Annotated in this window: 16 protein-coding genes; all 16 read left to right on the top strand. The window is 45.9% G+C overall.

Features of this window, described 5'->3' with window-relative positions:
• The first annotated feature begins 41 nt into the window (after window positions 1-41).
• The 16 genes from rpsR to ACESON_RS05890 all read left to right on the top strand — a co-directional run bounded on the left by rpsR (window position 42) and on the right by ACESON_RS05890 (window position 22,125).
• Window positions 42-308 (top strand): 30S ribosomal protein S18, encoded by a 267-nt coding sequence (gene rpsR, locus ACESON_RS05965; protein ID WP_177959406.1) that lies wholly within the window; start codon window positions 42-44, stop codon window positions 306-308.
• Between the two features lie 165 nt (window positions 309-473).
• A complete protein-coding gene (locus tag ACESON_RS05960) occupies window positions 474-1,565 on the top strand; it encodes a cell envelope integrity protein TolA (protein WP_177959407.1) in 1,092 nt (363 codons plus the stop codon).
• A gap of 427 nt (window positions 1,566-1,992) precedes the next feature.
• Window positions 1,993-4,050, top strand: coding sequence for a pectate lyase (locus ACESON_RS05955; RefSeq protein WP_373108848.1), 2,058 nt, complete (start codon window positions 1,993-1,995; stop codon window positions 4,048-4,050).
• A 22-nt stretch (window positions 4,051-4,072) separates the two neighbouring features.
• Window positions 4,073-6,316, top strand: coding sequence for a pectate lyase (locus ACESON_RS05950; RefSeq protein ID WP_373108847.1), 2,244 nt, complete (start codon window positions 4,073-4,075; stop codon window positions 6,314-6,316).
• Window positions 6,317-6,467: 151 nt separating this feature from the next.
• On the top strand, window positions 6,468-7,067 hold the full coding sequence (gene yyaC / locus ACESON_RS05945) for a spore protease YyaC (RefSeq protein WP_373108846.1): 600 nt from the start codon (window positions 6,468-6,470) through the stop codon (window positions 7,065-7,067).
• A 67-nt stretch (window positions 7,068-7,134) separates the two neighbouring features.
• Complete coding sequence (locus tag ACESON_RS05940; protein ID WP_373108845.1) at window positions 7,135-8,520, top strand: LysM peptidoglycan-binding domain-containing protein; 1,386 nt, start codon at window positions 7,135-7,137, stop codon at window positions 8,518-8,520.
• Window positions 8,521-8,636: 116 nt separating this feature from the next.
• Entirely contained in the window at window positions 8,637-9,974 is a 1,338-nt protein-coding gene (locus ACESON_RS05935) for a DUF5711 family protein (protein WP_373108844.1), read from the top strand.
• Between the two features lie 71 nt (window positions 9,975-10,045).
• Complete coding sequence (gene tkt, locus ACESON_RS05930; protein WP_373108843.1) at window positions 10,046-12,037, top strand: transketolase; 1,992 nt, start codon at window positions 10,046-10,048, stop codon at window positions 12,035-12,037.
• A 130-nt stretch (window positions 12,038-12,167) separates the two neighbouring features.
• Window positions 12,168-13,112, top strand: a complete 945-nt coding sequence (locus ACESON_RS05925) for an ROK family glucokinase (protein ID WP_373108842.1) — start codon at window positions 12,168-12,170, stop codon at window positions 13,110-13,112.
• A gap of 214 nt (window positions 13,113-13,326) precedes the next feature.
• Complete coding sequence (locus ACESON_RS05920; protein ID WP_177959415.1) at window positions 13,327-15,000, top strand: putative manganese-dependent inorganic diphosphatase; 1,674 nt, start codon at window positions 13,327-13,329, stop codon at window positions 14,998-15,000.
• A 32-nt stretch (window positions 15,001-15,032) separates the two neighbouring features.
• Entirely contained in the window at window positions 15,033-15,785 is a 753-nt protein-coding gene (locus ACESON_RS05915; protein WP_373108841.1) for a flavin reductase family protein, read from the top strand.
• A 78-nt stretch (window positions 15,786-15,863) separates the two neighbouring features.
• A complete protein-coding gene (locus tag ACESON_RS05910; RefSeq protein ID WP_177959417.1) occupies window positions 15,864-16,391 on the top strand; it encodes a shikimate kinase in 528 nt (175 codons plus the stop codon).
• A gap of 105 nt (window positions 16,392-16,496) precedes the next feature.
• Complete coding sequence (locus ACESON_RS05905; protein WP_373108840.1) at window positions 16,497-17,702, top strand: cofactor-independent phosphoglycerate mutase; 1,206 nt, start codon at window positions 16,497-16,499, stop codon at window positions 17,700-17,702.
• A 306-nt stretch (window positions 17,703-18,008) separates the two neighbouring features.
• A complete protein-coding gene (locus ACESON_RS05900; protein ID WP_177959419.1) occupies window positions 18,009-19,325 on the top strand; it encodes an SLC13 family permease in 1,317 nt (438 codons plus the stop codon).
• A 263-nt stretch (window positions 19,326-19,588) separates the two neighbouring features.
• The gene (locus tag ACESON_RS05895; protein WP_177959420.1) at window positions 19,589-20,497 is read left to right on the top strand and encodes a LysR substrate-binding domain-containing protein; all 909 of its coding nucleotides are present in this window, start codon (window positions 19,589-19,591) and stop codon (window positions 20,495-20,497) included.
• 29 nt (window positions 20,498-20,526) lie between these two features.
• The gene (locus ACESON_RS05890; RefSeq protein ID WP_373108839.1) at window positions 20,527-22,125 is read left to right on the top strand and encodes a tannase/feruloyl esterase family alpha/beta hydrolase; all 1,599 of its coding nucleotides are present in this window, start codon (window positions 20,527-20,529) and stop codon (window positions 22,123-22,125) included.
• Window positions 22,126-22,151: the final 26 nt, after the last annotated feature.

Here is a 22,151-nt window from a genome sequence, read left to right as displayed (position 1 = left end):
GTCTGGAAGACACGGATTATTTGGAGAAGGAGGCAGTACCAATGGCATTCAATAAGACTGATAAAGCAGATGGCGCCAAAGTAAGAAGAGGCGGCATTCGCAGAAGAAAAAAAGTTTGTGTATTCTGCGGTGATAAGAATGGTGTAATTGATTACAAGGACACTAACAAGCTGAAAAGATATGTTTCTGAGAGAGGTAAAATTCTTCCGAGAAGAATTACCGGAAACTGTGCAAAGCACCAGAGAGCTCTGACTGTTGCTATCAAGAGAGCACGTCACATCGCTCTGATGCCGTACACCTGCGAATAAGAATTATAAGGACTCTGTGCCAGAAATGGTACAGGGTCTTTTTTCTTTTATTCTTCTAGTTGTGTTCCGGCAGGAATCTTGCTACAATAGAAACAGAGAATTATCTGAAAAAACAAGAAGATTTTTAGAAAAGGGATGGCATAAAATACAAAGGAGGGACTGTCTATGCCACAGACGGGGGAGCAGTGTCTGGCGTTTCTGGAAAAGGCCAGAGAAGCAGTTTCAGAATTATCGGTAGCAGAGGACAGTGAACGGCAGATGGAGCAGGACTGTCAGCGGCTGGAACGGGAGATTGAGGCAGAACAAAAGCAGATGGCGGATGCTGTTCAGGCAACGGTGAAAAAGCGCAGACAGGAGATCAGTGCCAGCTACGATGCGGAGATTAATAAGGCTCAGGATTTACTGAAAAAGGCAAGGGTAAAACGGGAAAAAGCAAAAAGCCAGGGAGTGAAGGAACGGATAGCAGATGAAACTTCAGAGCTTCATGCGTATAATAAGGAACTGCGGGAACGAATGAAATCCAGTTTTCGCCGGGGACATGTACCAAGCTTTTGCCGCACCAGAATTTATTACAGTCTGTATTTTCCGCGATGGGCAAAAGAATTTTTGATTCTGCTGTTGTTTATGACAGTTTTATTTGTGGGACTGCCCTGGGGGATTTATCTGATGCTTCCTCAGCAGAAGGTTTTATATTTAGTGGGAATTTATGCTGGGATATTGCTGATACCAGGTGGGCTTTATATGACCATCGGCAATCATACAAAGCTGCAGTATATGGAGATTCTGCGGGAGGGCCGTCAGATCTTGGATCAGATTCATGCCAATGACAGGAAGATTCAGGTGATTACATCAACAATCCGCAAGGATCGCAATGAGGCAATTTACAATTTGGAAAAATTTGATGACGAGATTGCCCGCCTTCAGCAGGAGTTAAATGAGGTATCTGCCAGAAAGAAGGATGTTCTTCATACCTTTGAGACGGTTACAAAAAATATTCTTCAGGATGAAATCGAGCATACTTATCAGGAAAAGCTAAACGGGCTGAAAGATCAGTTTGAAGATGTACAGAGTCAGCTTCGGGATACGTCAGTTCGGGTAAAAGAGGGACGCCTGAAGATTGCAGAGGAGTATGGAAGCCATCTGGGCCGGGAGTTTTTGGATCCATTTAAAATCAGTGATTTGTCAGAGCTTGTCCGTCAGGGACGGGCATCCAGTGTGAGTGAGGCGATTGAGGTTTATAAAAACAGCGACAGCTGAAACGCTGTTAGAGTAAAAAAGATCTTTTTTGCAGCCTTGAAAAAGGCGAGGGCCGGAAATGACAGCGGCAGTGCAGAAAGGATCTTTTTGTTTTGCATAAAAAAAGCATTGTTTGAATAAATATAAAAAATTTATGGTTGATAGAACTGTGATTAAAAAAATTAAAGAAAAAATATATACAAAAATTTAAAAAGAAAATTGTAAAAATTGGAGAAAATAGGAATAGAAATAAGATTTTCATTGCATTATTTTGCAAAAAGAGTTATAAGTAAGCTGTCATTAAGGTTGCAAACGTTTGCAAGAAAATAACGAATTAATATACCAGATAAGGAGCTGCAGATCTGAAGCTGGTAAGCCGTAACTGTGGGGGGGAATTTGCCAAAAAGCATCCCTTATGGAAAATATGACAGTAAGAGAGGGACACCAAGTGAAAAAAGGAAAAAAAGCAATATTAGCATTATTACTTACGGGAAGTGTGCTGGCTGGAGGAGTTGGAACGATGACCATTTTGGCGGAAAATGGAAAGGATAAGCCGCCGGCTATGGGAGAGTCAGTTCCCCTTCGAAATTTGGTTATTAAATTTCTTGCAATTCCAGAACTGGAGCCAAATCGATATACTAAGAGTGGAAGCGGAAAATTTGCGCCTGAGGAAATGGAAAAGGGACTTCTGATTGGTGCAGAAATGAAATATGGTCCAGGAAATCCAGAGGGAATGATGGCGCCGCTGAAACATTCTCTGGCAGATATTGCGGCAGACCTGACCTTTGACACTGGCACAGGAGAGATTGTAATTAAATACAACGATCTGGTGCTTACCATGAGCGAAGGCGGCAGTGAGGCTGTATTGGAGAAAAATGGAGAAAAAGAAACTCTGACAATTCCAGAGGGATTGGAACCCTACTTTGTGGAGATAGAGGGTGAAACGACTCCAGAGGGAGATCCTTATATGGTTTGTTATCTGCCAGTTAAGTTTACAGCAGAGGCGTTGGGCGCAAATGTAAGCTGGGATGACGATATGCACCGTCTGATCATGGCTTTTGCGCTTTATTATACAGATTCAGCAGTTGAGCCTGTGATTAATGAAAAGTCAGAGTATACCACGAAAAAAATGGAGAAGGACAGTTATTCTTATGATAAGCTGAGCAAGATTGCCTCCAGTTCGAATGCAACACCTGCAAGCACTTCGAAGACGAAGGCAAAGGACGATCTGATTCAGGCAGCAGTGTCAGTGGTAAATGAAAAATATCAGAATGATGATGGCGGATGGGGAAAAACCAATAAGGATTATGATTTGCTGAGCGACAGTTTTGCAGAGCTGTACGGACATGCCTATTCCACCTTTGACAATGGAGCGACCGGAGGCCATATTAAATTCCTAGCCCGTCTCCTTCGCGTGGCAAGGGAAAATCCGGAATCCTTTGCTGCTTATGAGGATGAACTGGCAGTGATCGAAAAAGGTTTCTGGAAAGCAGTCAATTATATGATTGAAGCACAGACTGATGAGGGCGGATGGCCTCAGTATTATCCTTACGGTGTGGGCTATTTTAAAAAGATTACATACAATGATAATGCAATGACTACGATTATGAACCTGATTTATGCCATGACACATGAACAGGGCCTGATGGATTCTGAATTGTGTAAGGATTTTGCATGGGTTCGGGAAGAAATGGCAGATGGCGACAGCAATCCTTATGTAGAGGAATACGGAATTGAGCCAGAAGAAATTCAGAATATGTGGGACAAGGCTCTGGAATTTACGCTGAACAGCCAGATTGAGGTTGACGGACAGTTGACCGGCTGGGGACAGCAGTACGATCCAGAGACGAATGAACCGGCGCAGGGCAGAGGCTTTGAGCTTCCATCTATCAGTACATCTGAAAGTGATGGAATTATGAAGGTCTTAACGAACATTGTAGAGCCAGATGAGCGGGTAGTGAATGCAGTAGAAAGCTATGTGCATTGGACAAGTCAGATTGGAGTAGAGGGCTTTAAGTCAGTTAATGTCAGTGACAGGACTCGTGAACTGGGAAAAGACAGACGTTATGTATATACAGGAACCAGTGATAAGAGCTATGGACGTTTCTATGGACTCGATACAACTGGAGATTATTATGAAAGTCTTCAGGATAAGGGGCTGGATGGTTTTTATGCTATTTATGCAGGCCGCGACGGAGTTGCAAAACTGGATCACAACGTAGGAGGTCATGAGCGCCGTAGCGGATACAGCTTTATTCAGACGGGAATTCAGGATAAAGCAGAAAAGAGATACAAGCAGTGGCAGGATGCGCTGGAAAATTATACAGAAATTCCGGCAGAGGAACTGAAGAAAGAGGAGATCCTGGAGGAAGAGCTGGCATCTCCGTCTGATGCAGAATGGGTTGAGGACATTCTGGATGAAGATTCTATTCCGGAAAGCAGTACAGATGAGAACATAGAAAAACCGGAGCTTGCGACACCATCGTGCGCAGCCGAGAGACAGTAAAGGCAGACAACAGGAGGAAAGCATGATGAAAAGAAATGGTAAAAAGATAGCTGCCGGCGCAGTATTAGCGGGAGCAGCCTGTATGGCAGTCGGTTTTTCCGTGGCAGCGGCAAAGCAGGAAGCACATGTTGTGCGTGGAGAGTATGATTTTTCAAATATGACGGTTCGCCGCGTATGGTTTAATGCAGAGGATCCGGTGTTTATGATTGATGATTATGATCGGATTTGGACAGATGAAAATGTCAATGCAGTAGGAACTGGCAGCGGAAAGACATACGAGAAGCTTATGGCTCCTATGAAAGAAATGTTCCGTCAGATTGGCGGTGTTTACACAGAGGACGGGGATAAAATTGCCATTACGATGAATGGCGATACCCTGGAAATGACTGTGGGTTCCCGTGATGTAATTTTTAACGGGGTAAAGGAAAGCGGCGCTCTGGAATCTGGGCAGGAGCCGAAAAAGGTAAATGTCCAGGATACAGACTACAATACCTATCTGGACGAGGCATATGAGGTGGTTTATCTGCCGGTTTATTATGTTCTGGAAAAATTCCAGGCACAGCTTGCAAACGATTCCAGCGTAGCAAGTCTGTATGCTGCAATTCCGATTTTTAATGGAGAGCAGGTTCCGTCTCTGAAAACAGCAGCGGAGGGATGTGGAATTCGTTTTGATAGTCTCTTAAATAAAACAGCAGAATACAGTGATATGGTGGTGCAGAATCTGGCAGAAATCCAAAATGAAGACGGCGGCTTTGCATTGCTTCCTGATAATACAGATATGGAACAGGAGGAACTGGCTTCTCATAGAGGAACCCTGGTTGGAGATTCTACGTTGGAAAAAGGAGCGACAGTTTCTATTCTGTCGTATCTGGCTGACGCAGTAGCTGAAAATGGTTCTGACGATGCTCAGGAGGTTCTGAAAAAGGGAGTTTCCTATCTGCTTTCTTATCAGAATCCCTGCGGCGGCTGGCAGATGAATCCTTCTGATCCGAAGGGCTTCCGCGGTAATGTGGTATTTACCGATCATGCGACAACAGATGTACTGCGGCTCCTGCGCCGGGTTTTATCTGATGAATCCTTGAGTGAGGTGAAGGCGGCAGCCGGAGAGGATGCGCTGAAGAAAGCAGTTGAAAAGGGAGACAGTTTTATTCTGGCATCTCAGCTGACATTTGACGGAGTGTTATCTGGTTGGGCATCTCAGTATACTGAGGACGGAAAGATGACCATGGGACGTACCTATGAGAGAGAATCTGTCAGCGCTATTGAGACAGCAGATATTGTTGATTATCTGATGGACAACTATACAAAGGATCAGGAAAACATAAAACTGGCAGTAGATGCAGCGACAGACTGGCTGGCGAATGTAAAGATCGAAGATAAGGAAGCTGTTGTAATTCAGGATTATACAATGCAGAATGGTTATGATATTTTCCTGATGGGTGATGATGAGCCAGGAGTAGAGGACACCAGTTATGCTGATGATGGATTAGGAACATGGGCGGCCAATTATAAATATGAAAATGGGGTATTTAAACCGCTGTATTCGGATGTAGATCCAAAGCGTCCAGATCAGAAATATGTAAATGACTGGAATGCCTCAAAGTCAAATGATTTAATTTGGTATGCAACCAGAACAGAGGTAACTTATTATGATAATGATCTGGCGGATCAGCTGCTGGAGAATTATGAAAGCTGGGAAAATGGCGAGAAGCCGGAAGAACCGGATACTCCAGAGAAACCGGATACTCCAGAGGAGCCGAATACTCCAGAGGAGCCGGATCACGGCGGCAGCGGTTCTTCCTCAGGAAGCGGCGGAGGAAGACATTCCATCAGCACCAGTGTAGTTCGTACCGAACAGCTGGATGGCAGATGGGAAGACACAGACTATGGCAGAACATTTGTGAGAAACAATGGAACCAGAGTTCGTTCCGTCTGGGGACAGCTTCCAGATGCATGGTATTATTTTGATATAGATGGCTATGCATGCAAAGGCTGGCAGCTGATTGGCGGCTTCTGGTATTATCTGGATCCTGCGACCTATGTAATGCATACAGGCTGGCTGGATATGGGCGCTGGAAAATATTATCTGGATCCGGCAACTGGAGCTATGAGAACAGGCTGGGTATCTATTGATGGAAAGTGGTATTATTTTAATCCTGTTTCTTCGAATGGAGAGGCAGGAAAGAAGCCTTTGGGAGAACTGTATCAGAACACAGTAACACCGGACGGATTTACTGTAGATGAAAATGGTGTGTGGATACAGTAAGAATTATATATTAGGAAAAGAAGCAGGAGAAAATTTTCAGCTGAAAGAGCAGCGGAGTTTTCTCCTGCTTTTTGTATCTTTTTTCCCAAAGTATAATTTCTCTGTTTTCTGCTTATAATAGGAATAACAAAAACAGTACAGGCGGAATGGCATGAAGGTGAGATGGAAGAGAATCCGGAAAACGGACAGAGAGATCTATTATTTTGATTCCCGGCAGGCTGAGGATACAGAGCTTTGCGGAAGACTGCTTCACAGGATGATTGAAGAGGTGCGGGCAGAAGAATGCCGGGATGGGGTTGTGTTTTTATGCATCGGAACAGACCGATCCACAGGAGACAGTCTGGGCCCTCTGATTGGATATAAACTAAAGGAACAGAAGGTCAGAAGAGTGGAGATTGTGGGAACTCTGGAACGTCCTGTCCATGCCATGAATCTGGAACAGTCAGTTGCCATGATTGAGCGGTGCTACCCTAATCATGTAATTGTAGCTGTAGATGCTTCTGTGGGAAGTGCAGAGCATGTGGGCTGCGTGACTCTGGGCAGAGGCGCTCTGCGTCCGGGACTTGGAGTATGCAAGGATTTACAGGAGGTAGGCGATATTTTTATTACCGGCATTGTAGGCGGGTGTAAAAATGCAGACCCTCTGATGCTGCAGAGCGTGCGTCTTTCTGTGGTTATGCGAATGGCTGATTATATCAGTAACAGCATATTTTTTGTCGAACAGTTTTTAGAAATTCCTGCCGCGATTTGACAAAATCTACACCGGGACTGTGTTATGATTTTTCAGATAGAAGAAAAATAAGCAGTGGGGTGAGATTATGGGAGAATTGTACAACCCTTATCCCAGTTTGCCGAAAAATATCCGGCAGATAGGGGAACGGGATCAGGCGGTGAAGCTTTATGTAGAGGATTATGTCAATACTTATTTGAAACGGCTGTATCCCACCGGCGGACAGGATCTGCGGGTGGGGCTTTTGGTGGGAGAATGCCGGATTCAGGACGGCATTCCTTTTCTGTTTGCAGACGGAGCGCTGGAAATGGAGAATGTGGCCCGGGAAGGCCAAAAGGTAGAATTTACAGAGGAGGCCTGGAAAAGGGCCTATGAGGTGATGGAGCAGATGTTTCCCAAACGGAGCATTCTGGGATGGTTTTTATGCGGAACACAGGGGAGCACTCTGAGTCCTCTGAATTATTGGAAACAGCACGGTCAGTATTTTGCAGGAAAGCATCAGCTGATGTATTTAAACAGTGGACTGGAGGGAGAGGAGGCTGTCTATATGGCATCAGAGGACGGCTTTTATCGTCTTCAGGGATACTGCATTTATTATGAACGAAATCAGATGATGCAGGATTATATGGTTTCCCGCAAGGATGCCAGACGGGTAGAGACAGGAAACCGGGATACGGTGATCCGTGATTTTCGACAGAAGATGGAAGATAAAAAGACAGAAGCGGTTCGGACGCGTTCAGCGGTTGGAGCGCTGGGAACAGCCTGTGGTGTCTTGGCGGTACTGGCGCTGGCTGGTGGTGTAGTCAGCTTTAATAATTATCAGAAAATGAAGGCAATGGAGACGGTAATTGCATCTGCGGTTCCGGAGGGAACCTGGCAGAAATGGTCGAACGCTCTGACTACAGGGGAAAATGGAGGGGAAGTTGAGGTAGAGGAGGTGCCGGGACAGGTATATCCCACGCAGGCAGGAATTGTAATTGAGACAGAGGGCAGTGCAGAGGCTTCTGGTCAGAATTCTGTTTTGGCAAATGGAATGGGAGGAAATGCCACTGCAGCTGGTACAGGAAGCGGGGAGTCGTTTCCGGAAAATGCCGGAGCGGCTGCAGAAACGGGAGCAGCAGCCTTGGATGCACCGGATAGAGGTGCAGGAACGGGAACATCGGATACGCAGGATAGAGGTGCAGGAACGGGAGCATCGGATGCACAGGGAGCAAATGCAGGAACAGGAGCATCGGATGCACAGGGAGCAAATGCTGGAACCGGGACATCAGCTTTACAGGAGGCAGCTCCGGTTCAAATTCCGGCGGATGCAGTGCAGTATACGGTAAAAAAGGGGGAAACGCTCTACGGAATCTGTATGGAACGTTATCGCAGCATGGAACCAATAGGACAGATCTGCCAGTGGAACGGGCTGGCTGATGAAAACAGACTGTCTGCAGGGCAGGAGCTTTATCTTCCGGCAGTCGGGAATTAAAGGGCTGCTTTGTTATTTTTGGGTATCTTGTGTGCAGACAGCAAAACTTCTTTACCCACACTTTAAAATGAGGTATACTTAAATTAAGTATGTTCATTTTTCAGGAGAAAAAAATAATGAGTGATTTTAACTCTATGAGCCGGGAAAATAAAAAGCAGCGGCTGCGCCAGAGGGTAGTGACTAATCCCGTCTGGTCAGAAGAGAAAAGCAGCTCCGGCGGACAGGGCAGCTATTCGGAGCCGCAGGGACGCCAGCGGCAGCAGAACCGTCCGATGCCTTATGAAGAGGATGGGGAAGAAGCGGCCCGCAGGGCGCTGAAGAAGGCCAGAGGCCGAAGGCTGCTGACAGCGGCAGCAGTTGTGCTGCTTTTAGGAGGTGCGGCCGGCGGCTGGTTTTATTATCAGAGAAATTACAGCTATACCAGCTATGAGACCGTATGGCAGGCAGATTTAAACCAGGGAAGCCTGGTTGGATATGAAAGCTTTGGTTCCAATGTCCTGAAGTACACCAAGGACGGGGCTTCTTATATAGATGCCAAAGGAAAAAGCGTCTGGACAGAAAGCTTTGAGATGAAAAATCCCATAGTAGCAGTCAATGGCGCCTATGCGGTTATTGCAGACAGGCAGGGAAACAGCATTTATATCTGCGGAGAGAACGGGCGGGTAGGACAGGCTTCTACCGTTCTTCCGATTACCAGAGTCGCCATTTCGGCCACTGGAATCACTGCGGCAGTACTGGAGGACAGCACATCCAGCTATATTGTATTTTTCCGAAGAGACGGAACTCAGCTGGAGGTAACAGTGAAAACTGTTATGGGAGGAGATGGGTATCCTATGGATATTTCCCTTTCTCAGGACGGAACTCAGCTGATGTGTTCCTACGCCTATATTGAAAGCGGAGAACTGCGTTCCAGAGTGGTATTTTATGATTTCTCCGAAGTGGGAAAAAGTGTTCCGAACCGTCTGGTAGGCGGCTTTGATGATATTTTTGCAGGAACTATGGTTCCTGAGGTAACATATATGGAAGCGCCGTATTCCTGTGCATTTTCCGGAAACGGATTGAGCTTTTTTACTTCCAGAAACCTGGCGTCACCGGAGCTGATAACACAGGTAACTGTAGAGGAAGAAATCCAGAGTGTGTTCTCCTCTGATGAGTATGCAGCCGTTATTGCGCAGAATACAACAGGAGAGTATTCGCGGCGTCTTATGGTATATGAAAAAGACGGAACACCAGTATTTACACGGGAATTTAACTATGAATATACCCATGCGGATATTGACGGAGATCTGATTATTTTGTATAATGAGGATTCGTGCAGGATCTTTAATACCGCAGGCGTAGAGAAGCTGTATGCTACCTTTGATTTTGCAGTTTCCAAAATCCGAAAGGGGCGTATGCCGGATACGCTGATTGTGACAGGTCCTCAGCAGATGCGGGAAATCAAGCTGAGATAACAGCAGGCAACAGAACAAAAAACGACAACATATAAATTACATGACTAACCATATTACAGGAGGTTCTACCAATGACTACGATTGACAATCTGTCCGTTAATGCCATCCGTATTCTTTCAGCGGATGCAATTCAGAAAGCAAATTCCGGACATCCGGGGCTACCGCTCGGCTGTGCGCCGATGGCTTATGAGCTTTGGATGAATCATATGAGCCACAATCCGGCAGATCCCAAATGGGAAAACCGTGACCGTTTTGTACTGTCCGGCGGCCATGGTTCCATGCTTTTATACTCTCTGCTTCACCTGTTTGGTTATGGCAACCTGTCGAAGGAGGAGCTGACCCGTTTCCGTCAGATGGATTCTTTGACCCCGGGACATCCGGAGTATGGCCATACAGTAGGGGTTGAAGCGACAACCGGGCCTTTAGGCGCAGGCATGGGTATGGCCGTAGGTATGGCGATTGCTCAGGCACACCTGGCTTCTGTATTTAATAAGGAGAACTATCCGGTCGTAGATCACTACATCTATGCCCTGGGCGGCGACGGATGTATGATGGAAGGCATTTCCTCTGAGGCATTTTCTCTGGCAGGAACCCTGGGTCTGGATAAGCTGATTATTTTATACGATTCCAACCGGATTTCTATTGAGGGAGATACGGATCTGGCTTTCCGTGAGGATGTGACAAAACGTATGGAGGCATTTGGGTTCCAGACTCTTCTGGTAGAAGATGGCAATGATCTGGAGGCCATTGGCCGTGCAATTGAAGAGGCAAAGGCAGATACAGAGCGTCCGTCCTTTATTACCATTCGTACTGAGATTGGATATGGCTGTCCGGCAAAGCAGGGTAAAGCCAGCGCTCATGGAGAGCCTTTGGGCGTGGACAATGTGGCTGCTTTAAGAGAAAATCTTCAGTGGCCGTCCCAGGAGCCCTTCTTTGTACCTCAGGAGGTATATGAGCATTTCAGCCAGGCTGCAGAGCGGCTGGCTGAGAATGAAGCAGCATGGAAGGTAATGTTTGCTGCTTACTGTGAGGAGTATCCGGAGATGGAGGCTCTGTGGAACCAGTATTTCGGCGGTACAGATGATGTGCTGAAGCAGCTGTGGGAGGATGAGAGCTTCTGGGCAGCAGGCGAAAAGGCAGAGGCTACCAGAAGTCTGTCTGGAAAGATTATTAACAGACTGAAGGATATGATGCCCAATTTGATGGGCGGTTCTGCGGATCTGGCTCCATCCAATAAGACAACCATGACGGGAGCGGGAGATTTCTCCAAAGAAGACAGAGCTGGACGCAACCTGCATTTCGGTGTCCGTGAGCTGGCTATGACGGCTATTGGAAATGGTATGATGCTTCATGGCGGTCTGCGCAGCTATGTAGCTACCTTCTTTGTATTCAGTGATTATGTAAAGCCTATGGCGCGTCTTTCTGCACTGATGAAGCTGCCGCTGACCTTTGTGTTTACCCATGACAGCATTGGTGTAGGTGAGGATGGTCCTACCCATGAGCCGATTGAACAGCTGGCTATGTTCCGCTCCATGCCCAATTTCCATGTGATTCGTCCCTGTGACGCAGTGGAGATGGCTGCAGCCTGGTACAGCGCTTTAGCATCTAAGGAAACCCCGACGGCTCTGGTTCTGTCCAGACAGAATTTGAATCCGGTAGGAGGAACCAGCAGAGAAGCGTTAAAGGGCGGTTATGTCATTGATGACTGTGAGGGAACTCCAGAGGTGATTCTGATTGCTTCTGGTTCAGAGGTAGATCTGGCAGTGAAGGCCAAGGAGATGCTGGCTGCAGAGGGACGGAAGGTACGCGTGGTTTCCATGCCGTCTATGGATATTTTTGAGGAGCAGAGTGCAGAGTACCGCGAATCTGTTCTGCCGAAGACAGTACGCCGCCGTGTGGCAGTGGAGGCTCTGGGAACCTTTGGCTGGGAACGGTATACCGGCCTGGATGGAGTGACAGTGGGGATGAACAGCTTCGGAGCAAGCGCACCGGCAGGAGAGCTGTTCCGCCATTTTGGATTTACAGCAGAGCGTGTAGCTGAGGCTGCAAGAGGTTTATTTTAAATAGAACGTGAATGAGAGTCCGGCCCTGTAGAGGGCCGGGTTTCTTTTTACTTGCAATCAACAGTGCTTTCTTTTATACTACATGTAAACTGTTACTATAAAACTGGCAGTTCCAAAAAGGAGATATTGTATGGACAAATATTGCGTTGGTGTAGATGTAGGCGGAACGACTGTAAAGCTGGGCCTGTTCCAGACAAACGGAAGGCTGATATTTAAGTGGGAGATCCCTACAAGAAAGGAAGACAGTGGAAAATACATACTGGAAGATGTTTCCGTTGCTGTCCGAGAGGTACTGAGAGAGCGCCAGATCCACCTGGAACAGGTAGTTGGTGTAGGTCTTGGAGTACCTGGGCCAGTACTGCCTGACGGACGGGTTGAACGCTGCGTGAATCTGGGATGGCATAATGTGAATCCTCAGAGCCAGCTGAGCGGTTTGTTAGACAATATTCTGGTTAAAAGCGGAAACGATGCCAATGTAGCAGCGCTGGGCGAAATGTGGCAGGGCGGCGGCATGGGCTTTACAGATATTATTATGGTTACTCTGGGAACAGGTGTCGGCGGCGGCGTTATTATCGATGAAAAGATCGTGACAGGCAAGCATGGTCTGGGCGGAGAGATTGGACATATCCATATCCGGGATGAAGAAACGGAGAAATGCAACTGCGGCGGAATTGGCTGTGTGGAGCAGATCGGAAGTGCTACAGGCATTGCCAGAGAGGCAAGAAGAAAGATGGCAGCCAGCGATGAGCCCTCTTCTATGAGAGTCTTTGGAGATGGAATTACAGCAAAGGATGTTCTGGACGAGGCAAAGAAGGGGGATGAGATGGCGTTGGAGGTTGTGGAAACCGTGGGACGTTATCTGGGAATGGCCCTGGCTCAGCTGGCAATGACGGTGGATCCTCAGATGTTTGTAATCGGCGGAGGCGTTTCTAAGGCAGGGCAGTTCCTGATTGATGTAATCACAAAGTATTATAATTATTACACTCCGATTTCTGAAAATAAGGCAGTGATTGGCCTTGCAAAGCTTGGTAATGACGCAGGCATTTATGGAGCAGCAAGACTGGTTCTGGGATAAAAAACGAACGGAAGAATAAAATGAGGAGACCCCGGTGGACTTTCGTCCAGCCGGGGCAATTATGAAAAATCTATGTGCAATTTGACCATGAAATCAAGCCACAACCTTGATTTTCTATGAATTTAGTATAAAAAAACTATATGAATAAATTATGAACACATTGTAAACAGATTATGAAATACCGTGTTCCCATTTTAAATGCGGAGGTGAAAAAATGCCGGTAGAAAAAAGGAAAACGATTGTAATCGGACACAAAAATCCGGATACAGATTCCATCTGTTCTGCTATCTGCTATGCAAATCTGAAGACTTCTATCACTGGAAAGGAGTATGTGCCATGCAGGGCAGGACGTATCAATGAAGAGACTCAGTTTGTCCTGAATTATTTTGGGGTGGAGGCTCCGGAACTGGTCAGCAATGTCAAAACTCAGGTGAGAGATATTGAAATTCGGGAAACGGCAGGCGTGGATCGGAATATTTCTCTGAAAAAGGCATGGAATCTGATGCAGGATGCCAATGTAGTAACTCTTCCAGCAGTAAACGCCAATAATGTTCTGGAAGGCCTGATTACTGTCGGGGATATTACAAAATCTTACATGAATGTGCTGGACAGCAGCATTCTGTCCAAAGCAAGGACCCAGTACAGCAATATTATTGAGACGCTGGAGGGCCAGCTGGTTATTGGAGAAGAAAGCGCCTATTTTGATCAGGGAAAGGTTCTGATTGCAGCGGCTAATCCTGATTTGATGGAATATTATATTGCGCCTCATGATCTGGTGATTCTGGGCAATCGATATGAATCCCAGCTGTGCGCCATTGAGATGGAGGCAGACTGCATTATCGTCTGCGAAGGCGCAGCGGTATCTATGACGATTCGGAAGCTGGCTCAGGAGCGGGGCTGTACGGTGATTACCACGCCCTATGACACCTATACAGCAGCCCGTCTAATTAACCAGAGTATGCCTATCAGCTATTTTATGAAAACAGAAAATCTGATTACCTTTGAAGACGGGGATTTCATCGATGATATTAAGGATGTTATGGCAAGCAAACGTCATCGAGATTTCCCGATTCTCGATAAGGATGGAAAGTACAGAGGCATGATCTCCCGCCGGAATCTGCTGGGAGCAAGAGGAAAGCAGATTGTTCTGGTAGATCACAATGAGAAAAATCAGGCTGTTGACGGAATTGAAAATGCAGAGATTCTGGAGATCATTGACCATCATAAGCTGGGAACCGTGGAAACCATTGCGCCGGTATTTTTCCGGAATCAGCCTCTGGGATGTACGGCAACCATTGTGTATCAGATGTATAATGAAAACAGTGTTCCCATGGATAAAAAAATTGCGGGACTTCTGTGCAGCGCGATCATTTCTGATACCCTGTTGTTCCGTTCTCCTACCTGTACGGAAATTGATAAAATGGCAGCTTTGGCTTTGGCTGGAGAAGCGGGAATTGATATCAATCAGTATGCCAGAGAAATGTTCTCTGCAGGCAGTAATTTAAAGTCCAAAACAGATGATGAGATTTTCTATCAGGATTTCAAGCGCTTTAATTCTGGAAAAGTGTCCTTTGGAGTTGGTCAGATCAGTTCTCTGAATGCAGACGAACTGGACAGCTTGAAGGAACGTCTGCTGCCGTATCTGAAAAAGGCTCATAAGGAGCACGGAGTAGATATGATGTTCTTTATGCTGACTAATATTCTGAATGAATCTACGATTCTGCTTTATGAAGGGACAGGAGCCCTGCCTATGCTGACCAATGCTTTCCATCTGGAGGAAAATACAGAGGAGGCCAGGGATTCGGCCAGCGGCACGGTAGAGCTGCCGGGAGTTGTCTCCAGAAAGAAGCAGCTGATTCCGGCTATTATGATCGCATGTGAGGAATAGATAATTAAGGCAGCAGGAAAGGAGAGTTTTTGTTGGAAAAAGAGCATTGGAGAGGGGGCAATATGCTGTATCCGGTTCCGGCAGTTATGGTAAGCTGCCAGAGACCGGGAGAGCGTCCCAATATTATTACCGTGGCCTGGGCAGGAACGGTATGCTCGGATCCGGCCATGATTTCCATATCGATTCGAAAAGAACGGTATTCTTATGATATCATTAAGGAGACAGGTTCTTTTGTGATTAATCTTGTGAGCCGTGATCTGACGGCGGCAATGGATACCTGCGGTGTTCGTTCCGGACGGGATATGGATAAATTCCAGGAGCTGCATTTGACGCCTCAACAGTCCCAGCATGTGGAGGCGCCGGGAATTGCAGAGTGTCCGGTGAATCTGGAGTGCCGGGTAAGCCAGGTGATTCCTCTGGGAACTCACGATATGTTTCTGGCAGAGGTTGTGGGAGTTTCTGTTGACAGACAGTATATGGATGAAAAGGGAACGTTTCATTTAAATGATGCAGGGCTGGTGGCCTACTCCCATGGAACGTATTTTGAACTGGGAGAAAAAATTGGCACTTTTGGATACTCAGTAAGAAAGAAACCGGAAAAGGAGTCCAAGGGAAGTCCGGAGAAAAGAGCCGGAAAGAAGCCGGAAAAGCAGCCTAAGGGAAAGCCGGAGAAAAGAGCCGGAAAGAATCTGGAAAAGCAGCCCAAGGGAAAGCCGGAGAAAAGAGCCGGAAAGAAACCGGAAAAGCAGTCTCAGGGAAAGCTGGAGAAAAGAACCGGAAAATAACCGGGAAGACAGAAGGGTTCGGGAAAAAGACCCAGGCGAGAATAAAAAAATCAAAACAGACACGGGAGAAGCGACAGGATGAAATCAAATATAACACTGATAGGAATGCCTGCATCGGGCAAGAGCACCATCGGCGTACTGCTGGCAAAGCGGCTGGGTTATTCTTTTGTAGATGTGGATATTGTAATTCAGGAAGAAACGGGAAAACTGCTGAAGGAAATTATTGAAGAGCAGGGAACGGAAGGCTTTCTGAAGGTAGAAGAGGAGATTAACAGTCAGCTGGATGTGGCCCGGTCTGTGATTGCGCCGGGAGGAAGCGTAATTTACGGTCCGGCTGCGATGGAGCATTTAAAGAAAATCAGTACAGTAGTTTATTTAAAGCTGGATTATTCAGAGCTGGAACAGCGGCTGGGTGATTTAAAGGACAGAGGTGTTGCATTAAAAAATGGAATGACCCTGATGGATCTATACCAGGAGAGGGTTCCCCTGTATGAAAAATATGCTGATATTACGGTGGACGAGGGACACAGAGGACCGGGGCCTGTGGTGGACGAGCTGAGGGCTTTGATGGAACAGAGGATTGCGGAAGGTCTGCAGGCCCGATAAGGAAAACGGTCATAAATGGCTGAGTGGAACAAACAGGCTTTGAGCCTGGGATACAGCTGGAAGAAATTCTGACTGAAAATAATAACGGGGAGAGAGGACAAGGATATGAAGTATATTGTAATGCTTGGAGATGGAATGGCAGATTATCCGGTGGAGGCTTTAGGCGGAAAGACTCCATTGGAGGTGGCAAAGAAACCGAACATAGACCGTCTGGCCAGAGGAGGCCGTCTGGGCATGGTAAAGACTGTGCCAGATGGATTGAAGCCTGGAAGCGATGTGGCAAATCTGTCTGCAATGGGCTATGATCCGCTGAAATGCTACACAGGACGTTCCCCTTTGGAGGCCGTAAGCATTGGCATTCAGATGGACGATACCGATGTGGCTTTCCGGTGCAATCTGGTTACTTTGTCCGATGATGCAGAATATGCAGAAAAAACTATGGTGGATTACAGCTCCGGCGAGATTACCACAGCAGAAGCAGCAGAGCTGATCCGTGCAGTAGACGAAGCTTTCCGGACAGACGAAATCCTGTTTTATCCAGGTATCAGCTACCGGCACTGTATGATTTGGCATCAGGGGCCGGTTGGGCTGAATCTGACTCCTCCTCACGATATTTCGGATCGTAAGATAACAGAATATCTTCCTCAGAATCCGGTTATTTTGGATCTGATGAAGCGCAGCTATGAAATTCTGAAGGCTCACCCGATCAACCAGGACAGAATGGCCAGAGGGCTGAATCCGGCCAATTCCATCTGGCTGTGGGGCGAGGGAACCAGACCAGGAGTTACCGGTTTTGAGGCAGCCTATGGCGTGAAGGCGTCGGTTATTTCTGCCGTGGATCTGATTAAGGGAATCGGCCTGTGTGCAGGAATGAAGGTAATCGAGGTAGAGGGCGCAACCGGAAATATTGATACGAATTTTAAGGGAAAAGGAGAGGCAGCCTTAAAGACACTTCTGGACGGTCAGGATTTGGTTTATATCCATGTGGAGGCGCCGGATGAGTGCGGCCATCATGGAGATTTGGAAGGAAAGATTCAGGCCATTGAGCGGATTGATCAGGATATTGTAGGGCCGCTGCTAAAGGGTTTAGAAGAGGCGGGAGAGGATTATTCCATTCTGGTGATGCCAGATCACCCTACTCCAATTTCCATTAAGACCCATATCTCTGATCCGATTCCTTACCTGTTGTATTGCAGCACAGATGTGACAGACTCGGGAATTGATACCTACACAGAGAAAACAGGAAAGAGCACCGGAGTTTATGTAGAGCCGGGATATTTGCTGATGCAGCAGCTTTTGAAAAATAAATAACAGACTTCTGGGCAGCGCTGGAAATACAGACAGCTCCCTCCTGCAAAGAGCCGGGAAAATCCTGACTTTTTAGCAGGAGGGAGCTGTTTGAGTTATGATTACGATAACTTTACATCATAAAAAACGCGGGGAAATTAGGGAAGTACAAAAAAATAAGAAAAAAATTATGCAATATTTACAAAAAATAATAACATAATATTATTATAAATTGATTTTAAATAACATTTTACATATATTACAAAATTCTATATAATCAGATTATCAAGTTTATGAATTCATAACAAAAAAACAATATGGAGGCATAATATGAGTGTGACGGTATATGCAGTACTTGGATTTACCATGATGCTGGTTTTGACGGCAGTTTTGGTATCGGGAAAGTTTACTCCCTCAATTCCTATGATTGTAATTCCCATTGTATTTGCGATGATTATGAGACCGACCCTTGCCGACCTTTCTGATTGGGTAACAGCAGGACTAAAGGGGCAGGTCAGTAATGCGGCAATGTTTACCTTTGCAATTATTTTCTTTGGCGTTATGATGGACGCAGGTGTGTTTGACAGACTGGTAGGAAAGATGATGCTGGGTGCTAAAAGCGTTACAGCAGTTTGCATTTTGACAGTGCTGGCAACAATAGTAGGTCATTCAGACGGATCTGGCGCAACAACATTTTTGATTGTAATTCCTCCGTTCTTAATGATTTACCAGAAATTAAAAATGAGACCAATTGTTTTGATGTGTCTGGTTTCCCTGACAGCTGGCGTTATGAACTGTCTTCCCTGGGGCGGCCCCTGCGGACGTCTGGCAGCGGGATTTGGTGTTTCTGCTACAGAGATTATGATAGCCGAACTTCCTGGCATGATTATCGGATTAATCTGTTGTTTTCTGATTGCTCTGTATTATGCAGCGCAGGAGAAAAAAAGAGGGGCAGGCCTTCCTGCTGGAGTAAAGCCCGGGGATCTGTTCCGGGCAGCAGATAAGACAGAAGAAGAAAAAGCATTGTTAAGACCGCGTCTGTTCATGTTTAATGTAGCTATGATTATTCTGGTGGTTATTGCCATGTTTGCATCTGGCCTTCCTACTTTCTTTTGCTTTATGGCTGCTGCTTCAATTAGCTTAATTGTGAATTATCCGGGAGCAAAGCAGCAGGCTGAACGGCTGAAATCTTATGCACCGACAGTTCTTACCATGGTAAGCGTGCTGTTTGCTTCCGGTGTGTTTACAGGCGTTTTAAATAACAGCCCTATGAAAGATTCCATGGTACAGGTAGTATCTGAGATTCTGTCTGGTGGCACAGCAGCTCATATTAATACGATTATGGGCTTCCTCTGGGGGCCGCTGAGTGCTATAGGTCTGAACCACGAGGCGTGTGCATATACAATCGTTCCGATGCTCCAATCTATTGCATCGGATTATATTACTCCGGTTCAGGCTGCCGCTGCATATCTGATGACTTTTGTTCCTCAGGTTTTTGTAAATCCGGCTACAGCGGCTATGTACATTGGCCTTGGGCTTTCTGGGATTGAGTTTAAGGATCACTGGAAATTCTCATTTAAATGGGTAATGCTGATTTGCACCGCATGCTTCGCAGGCTCGTTGTTGATTGGAGCAATCCCATTTTAAAAAAGATGCTTTCCATGTGCAGCCATTCTTTTTATAATAGAAAGTAACTATTCAAGACGGCGGGAGATCTGGCAGGAAAATTCGTGTCAAGCTTGCTTGTAAGCGGATTTTCCTGCCAGATCTCACATCGGAGGAATCTCCGATGCTTCTTGTTCGGCTTTGCCGGACAAGAAGATGTCTCGTCTTGAAGATTTACTGGACAAGAAGAAAAAGCCTGTCTGTTTCAAGGGCAGGCTTTTCTGCAGAGGAAAGGATGGTGGCTTATGGCAGATTTGAAAGAACAGAAATATATTGTTGAAATTGCGAAAATGCAGGGAATTGCAAAAGCGGCAGAAAATCTTTTTATTTCTCAGCCGGCACTGAGCAAATTTCTTGCACGGACAGAACAAGAATACGGCATTTTACTTTTCGAGCGGATCGGAAAAAAGATGATTCCGACCTATGCAGGTGAGCAATATTTAAAATATGCAAAGCAAATACTGGAGCAGGATCGAAGCTTTCGTGAGCAGATTGCAGATATTAAGGAGCTGAAGAGCGGTTCTCTTGCGATTGGTTCCACTTATGGGAGAGGAAAAAATATATTTCCTGAAATTATTCCTGAATTTTATAAAAAATATCCCAAATTTGATCTGCACATTTATCAGGAAACGGCAGTTAAACTGGAGGAAATGCTTAGAACCGGTGAAATACAGATTGCAATGATGACTGGAAACAGCAGAGAAGAGCAGAGGGGAGAGTTTCATATAGAGATTGTCTCTTCAGAGGAAATTTGTCTGGTGGTTCCTAAAAATAGAAACCTGCAGGGGGTTCATAAATATGGATTTCGATATCCCTGGATAGACATCCGGCAGCTGGAGGGGGAACTGTTTCTTTTGCTGAATAATGGATCCAGACTTCGGGCTGTAACAGATAAGGTTATAAGGACCTATGGAATGTCTCCCAAAACTATAGAATTTTCTTCTATAGATACCATTTGGAAAATGGTGTGCCAGGGCTTTGGAGTTGCATTGGCATCGGATTTTCAAGTTCCTCAGGATGAGGAGGTAGAACTGTTTTCTGTGGGGTCTAAGCCAATTACATGGGAATTTATCATTATGACGAGGGTTGGAGGATATCGTTCTGTTCCGGTTCAGGATATGATTGATATAACGAAAAGGATTTATCAGAATTAAAATGCCTGAAAGGAATAGGCGAAAAGGCCATGAAAGATTATCAGGTATCAGAGAAAAAAATGACGCAGACATGGGGTGTCCTTGACAGACAGGCAGCGATGAAACTGGCAGGGACAGAGATACCCCGAGAGGCAATGAAAGCGGAGACAGGAGGAGGAAGGATTCTTGCTGTCAGAGAAGAAGAAACCCGGATAAGTAGGGAGAAATATCTGGAAGTGACAGGGGTGATTTATCCTGTTGATAGGAATGCTCCGAATATTGAGTGGAAAATTCTTCTGCCGTTTTGTTGGAATAAAAGAAGCGTACAGGTTGGCGGTGGGGCAAATAACGGACAGATTCCTGCTTTGGAAAAAGAACTCCTGATGTCAGAATACAACCCGGCAGAGCATGGATTTGTAGTCTTTGGAGATGATTCAGGCCATCAGTCTCGCGATCCCATGTCGGCAGACTTTGCATCGAATGAAGAGGCCCTTCAAAATTATATTCGTCTGCATTTAATAAAAACCAATGGAGTTATGCACTTTGTTGTAAAGAAATGCTATGGGGAGGATGCCGAACGGACATATTTTGTAGGCGGTTCTGCAGGAGGACGAGAGGCTTTGGAGTGTGCAGTTTCTTATGGAAAGGATTATGATGGTATTTTCTGTGCGGATCCGGCATCTAGCTTTGTGCTTTTGAGGATATGGGGAGCATTGCTTTCCAAAGCTGTATACGATAGCTACGAGGAAAATATTCACCCGTATTCTGATGGTTTTATCGATGAGAAAACACTTGCAGGGATTCAGAAGGATGCCATTGAATGGTATGATGAACTGGATGGAATTCGGGACGGGATTGTATCAAATATTTATGCTGCCCGGGCGAATCGCCATGTTTTTATAGAGATGATTCGGGAAAAATATCATTTGACAGAGGCTCAACTGCATACAATAGAAATTTATGAGAAAGGATTTGAGCTGGAGTATGCAATGCCAAATGGCGTAAATACCTATCATGGATGTTCAGCTCTTGAGGGCGGGATTATGGATTTGGGGCCAGATCCAGTTCCACGGGAGCCATTAGATACCAGGTACAATGTTCATCATGGAGACCGTTCAGATGGTGTATTTAAATATTTTATTACAAAGGACAAAAACTGGAAGCTGATTGCTCATGATTACCGCAGACCGGATCCTGAATTGTACAGGATGCTGATGGAGGCATCCTTATCTTATGATGTGAACCAGCCGGAGCTGGATGATTTTATTGCTCATGGAGGAAAAATGATTTTATTTACCAGCTGGAATGATATGTCTATCAGTCCCTGGCAGATCATATCTCAGTATCAGGGATATGTGAAAAAATACGGTCAGGAGCAGGTGGATCGCTTTTTAAAATTTTACTGTATGCCGTCGGCAACACACTGCAGTGGAATTTTTATGGATTATCTGGAATGGTTGGATACTTGGTGTACCACAGGAATCTACCCGTCAGAAACTCTGTATGGAAAAATTGCGGAGACAGGGGGAGAAATGCCGATGGCGGAATTCCCGGGGTGGGTTCGCTATACGGGCGGAGATCCAAAGGCAGGAACCAGTTATGAGATTTCCTATGAGATTCCAGAGGGATTTTTTGAGGAGTTTGCTTAAAAGAGAGCGGTATATCCAAAACTTTA

Source organism: Lachnoclostridium sp. Marseille-P6806 (assembly GCF_964238185.1).
Lineage (GTDB): Bacteria > Bacillota > Clostridia > Lachnospirales > Lachnospiraceae > Brotaphodocola.
This window is presented reverse-complemented; position numbering and strand designations above follow the sequence as displayed.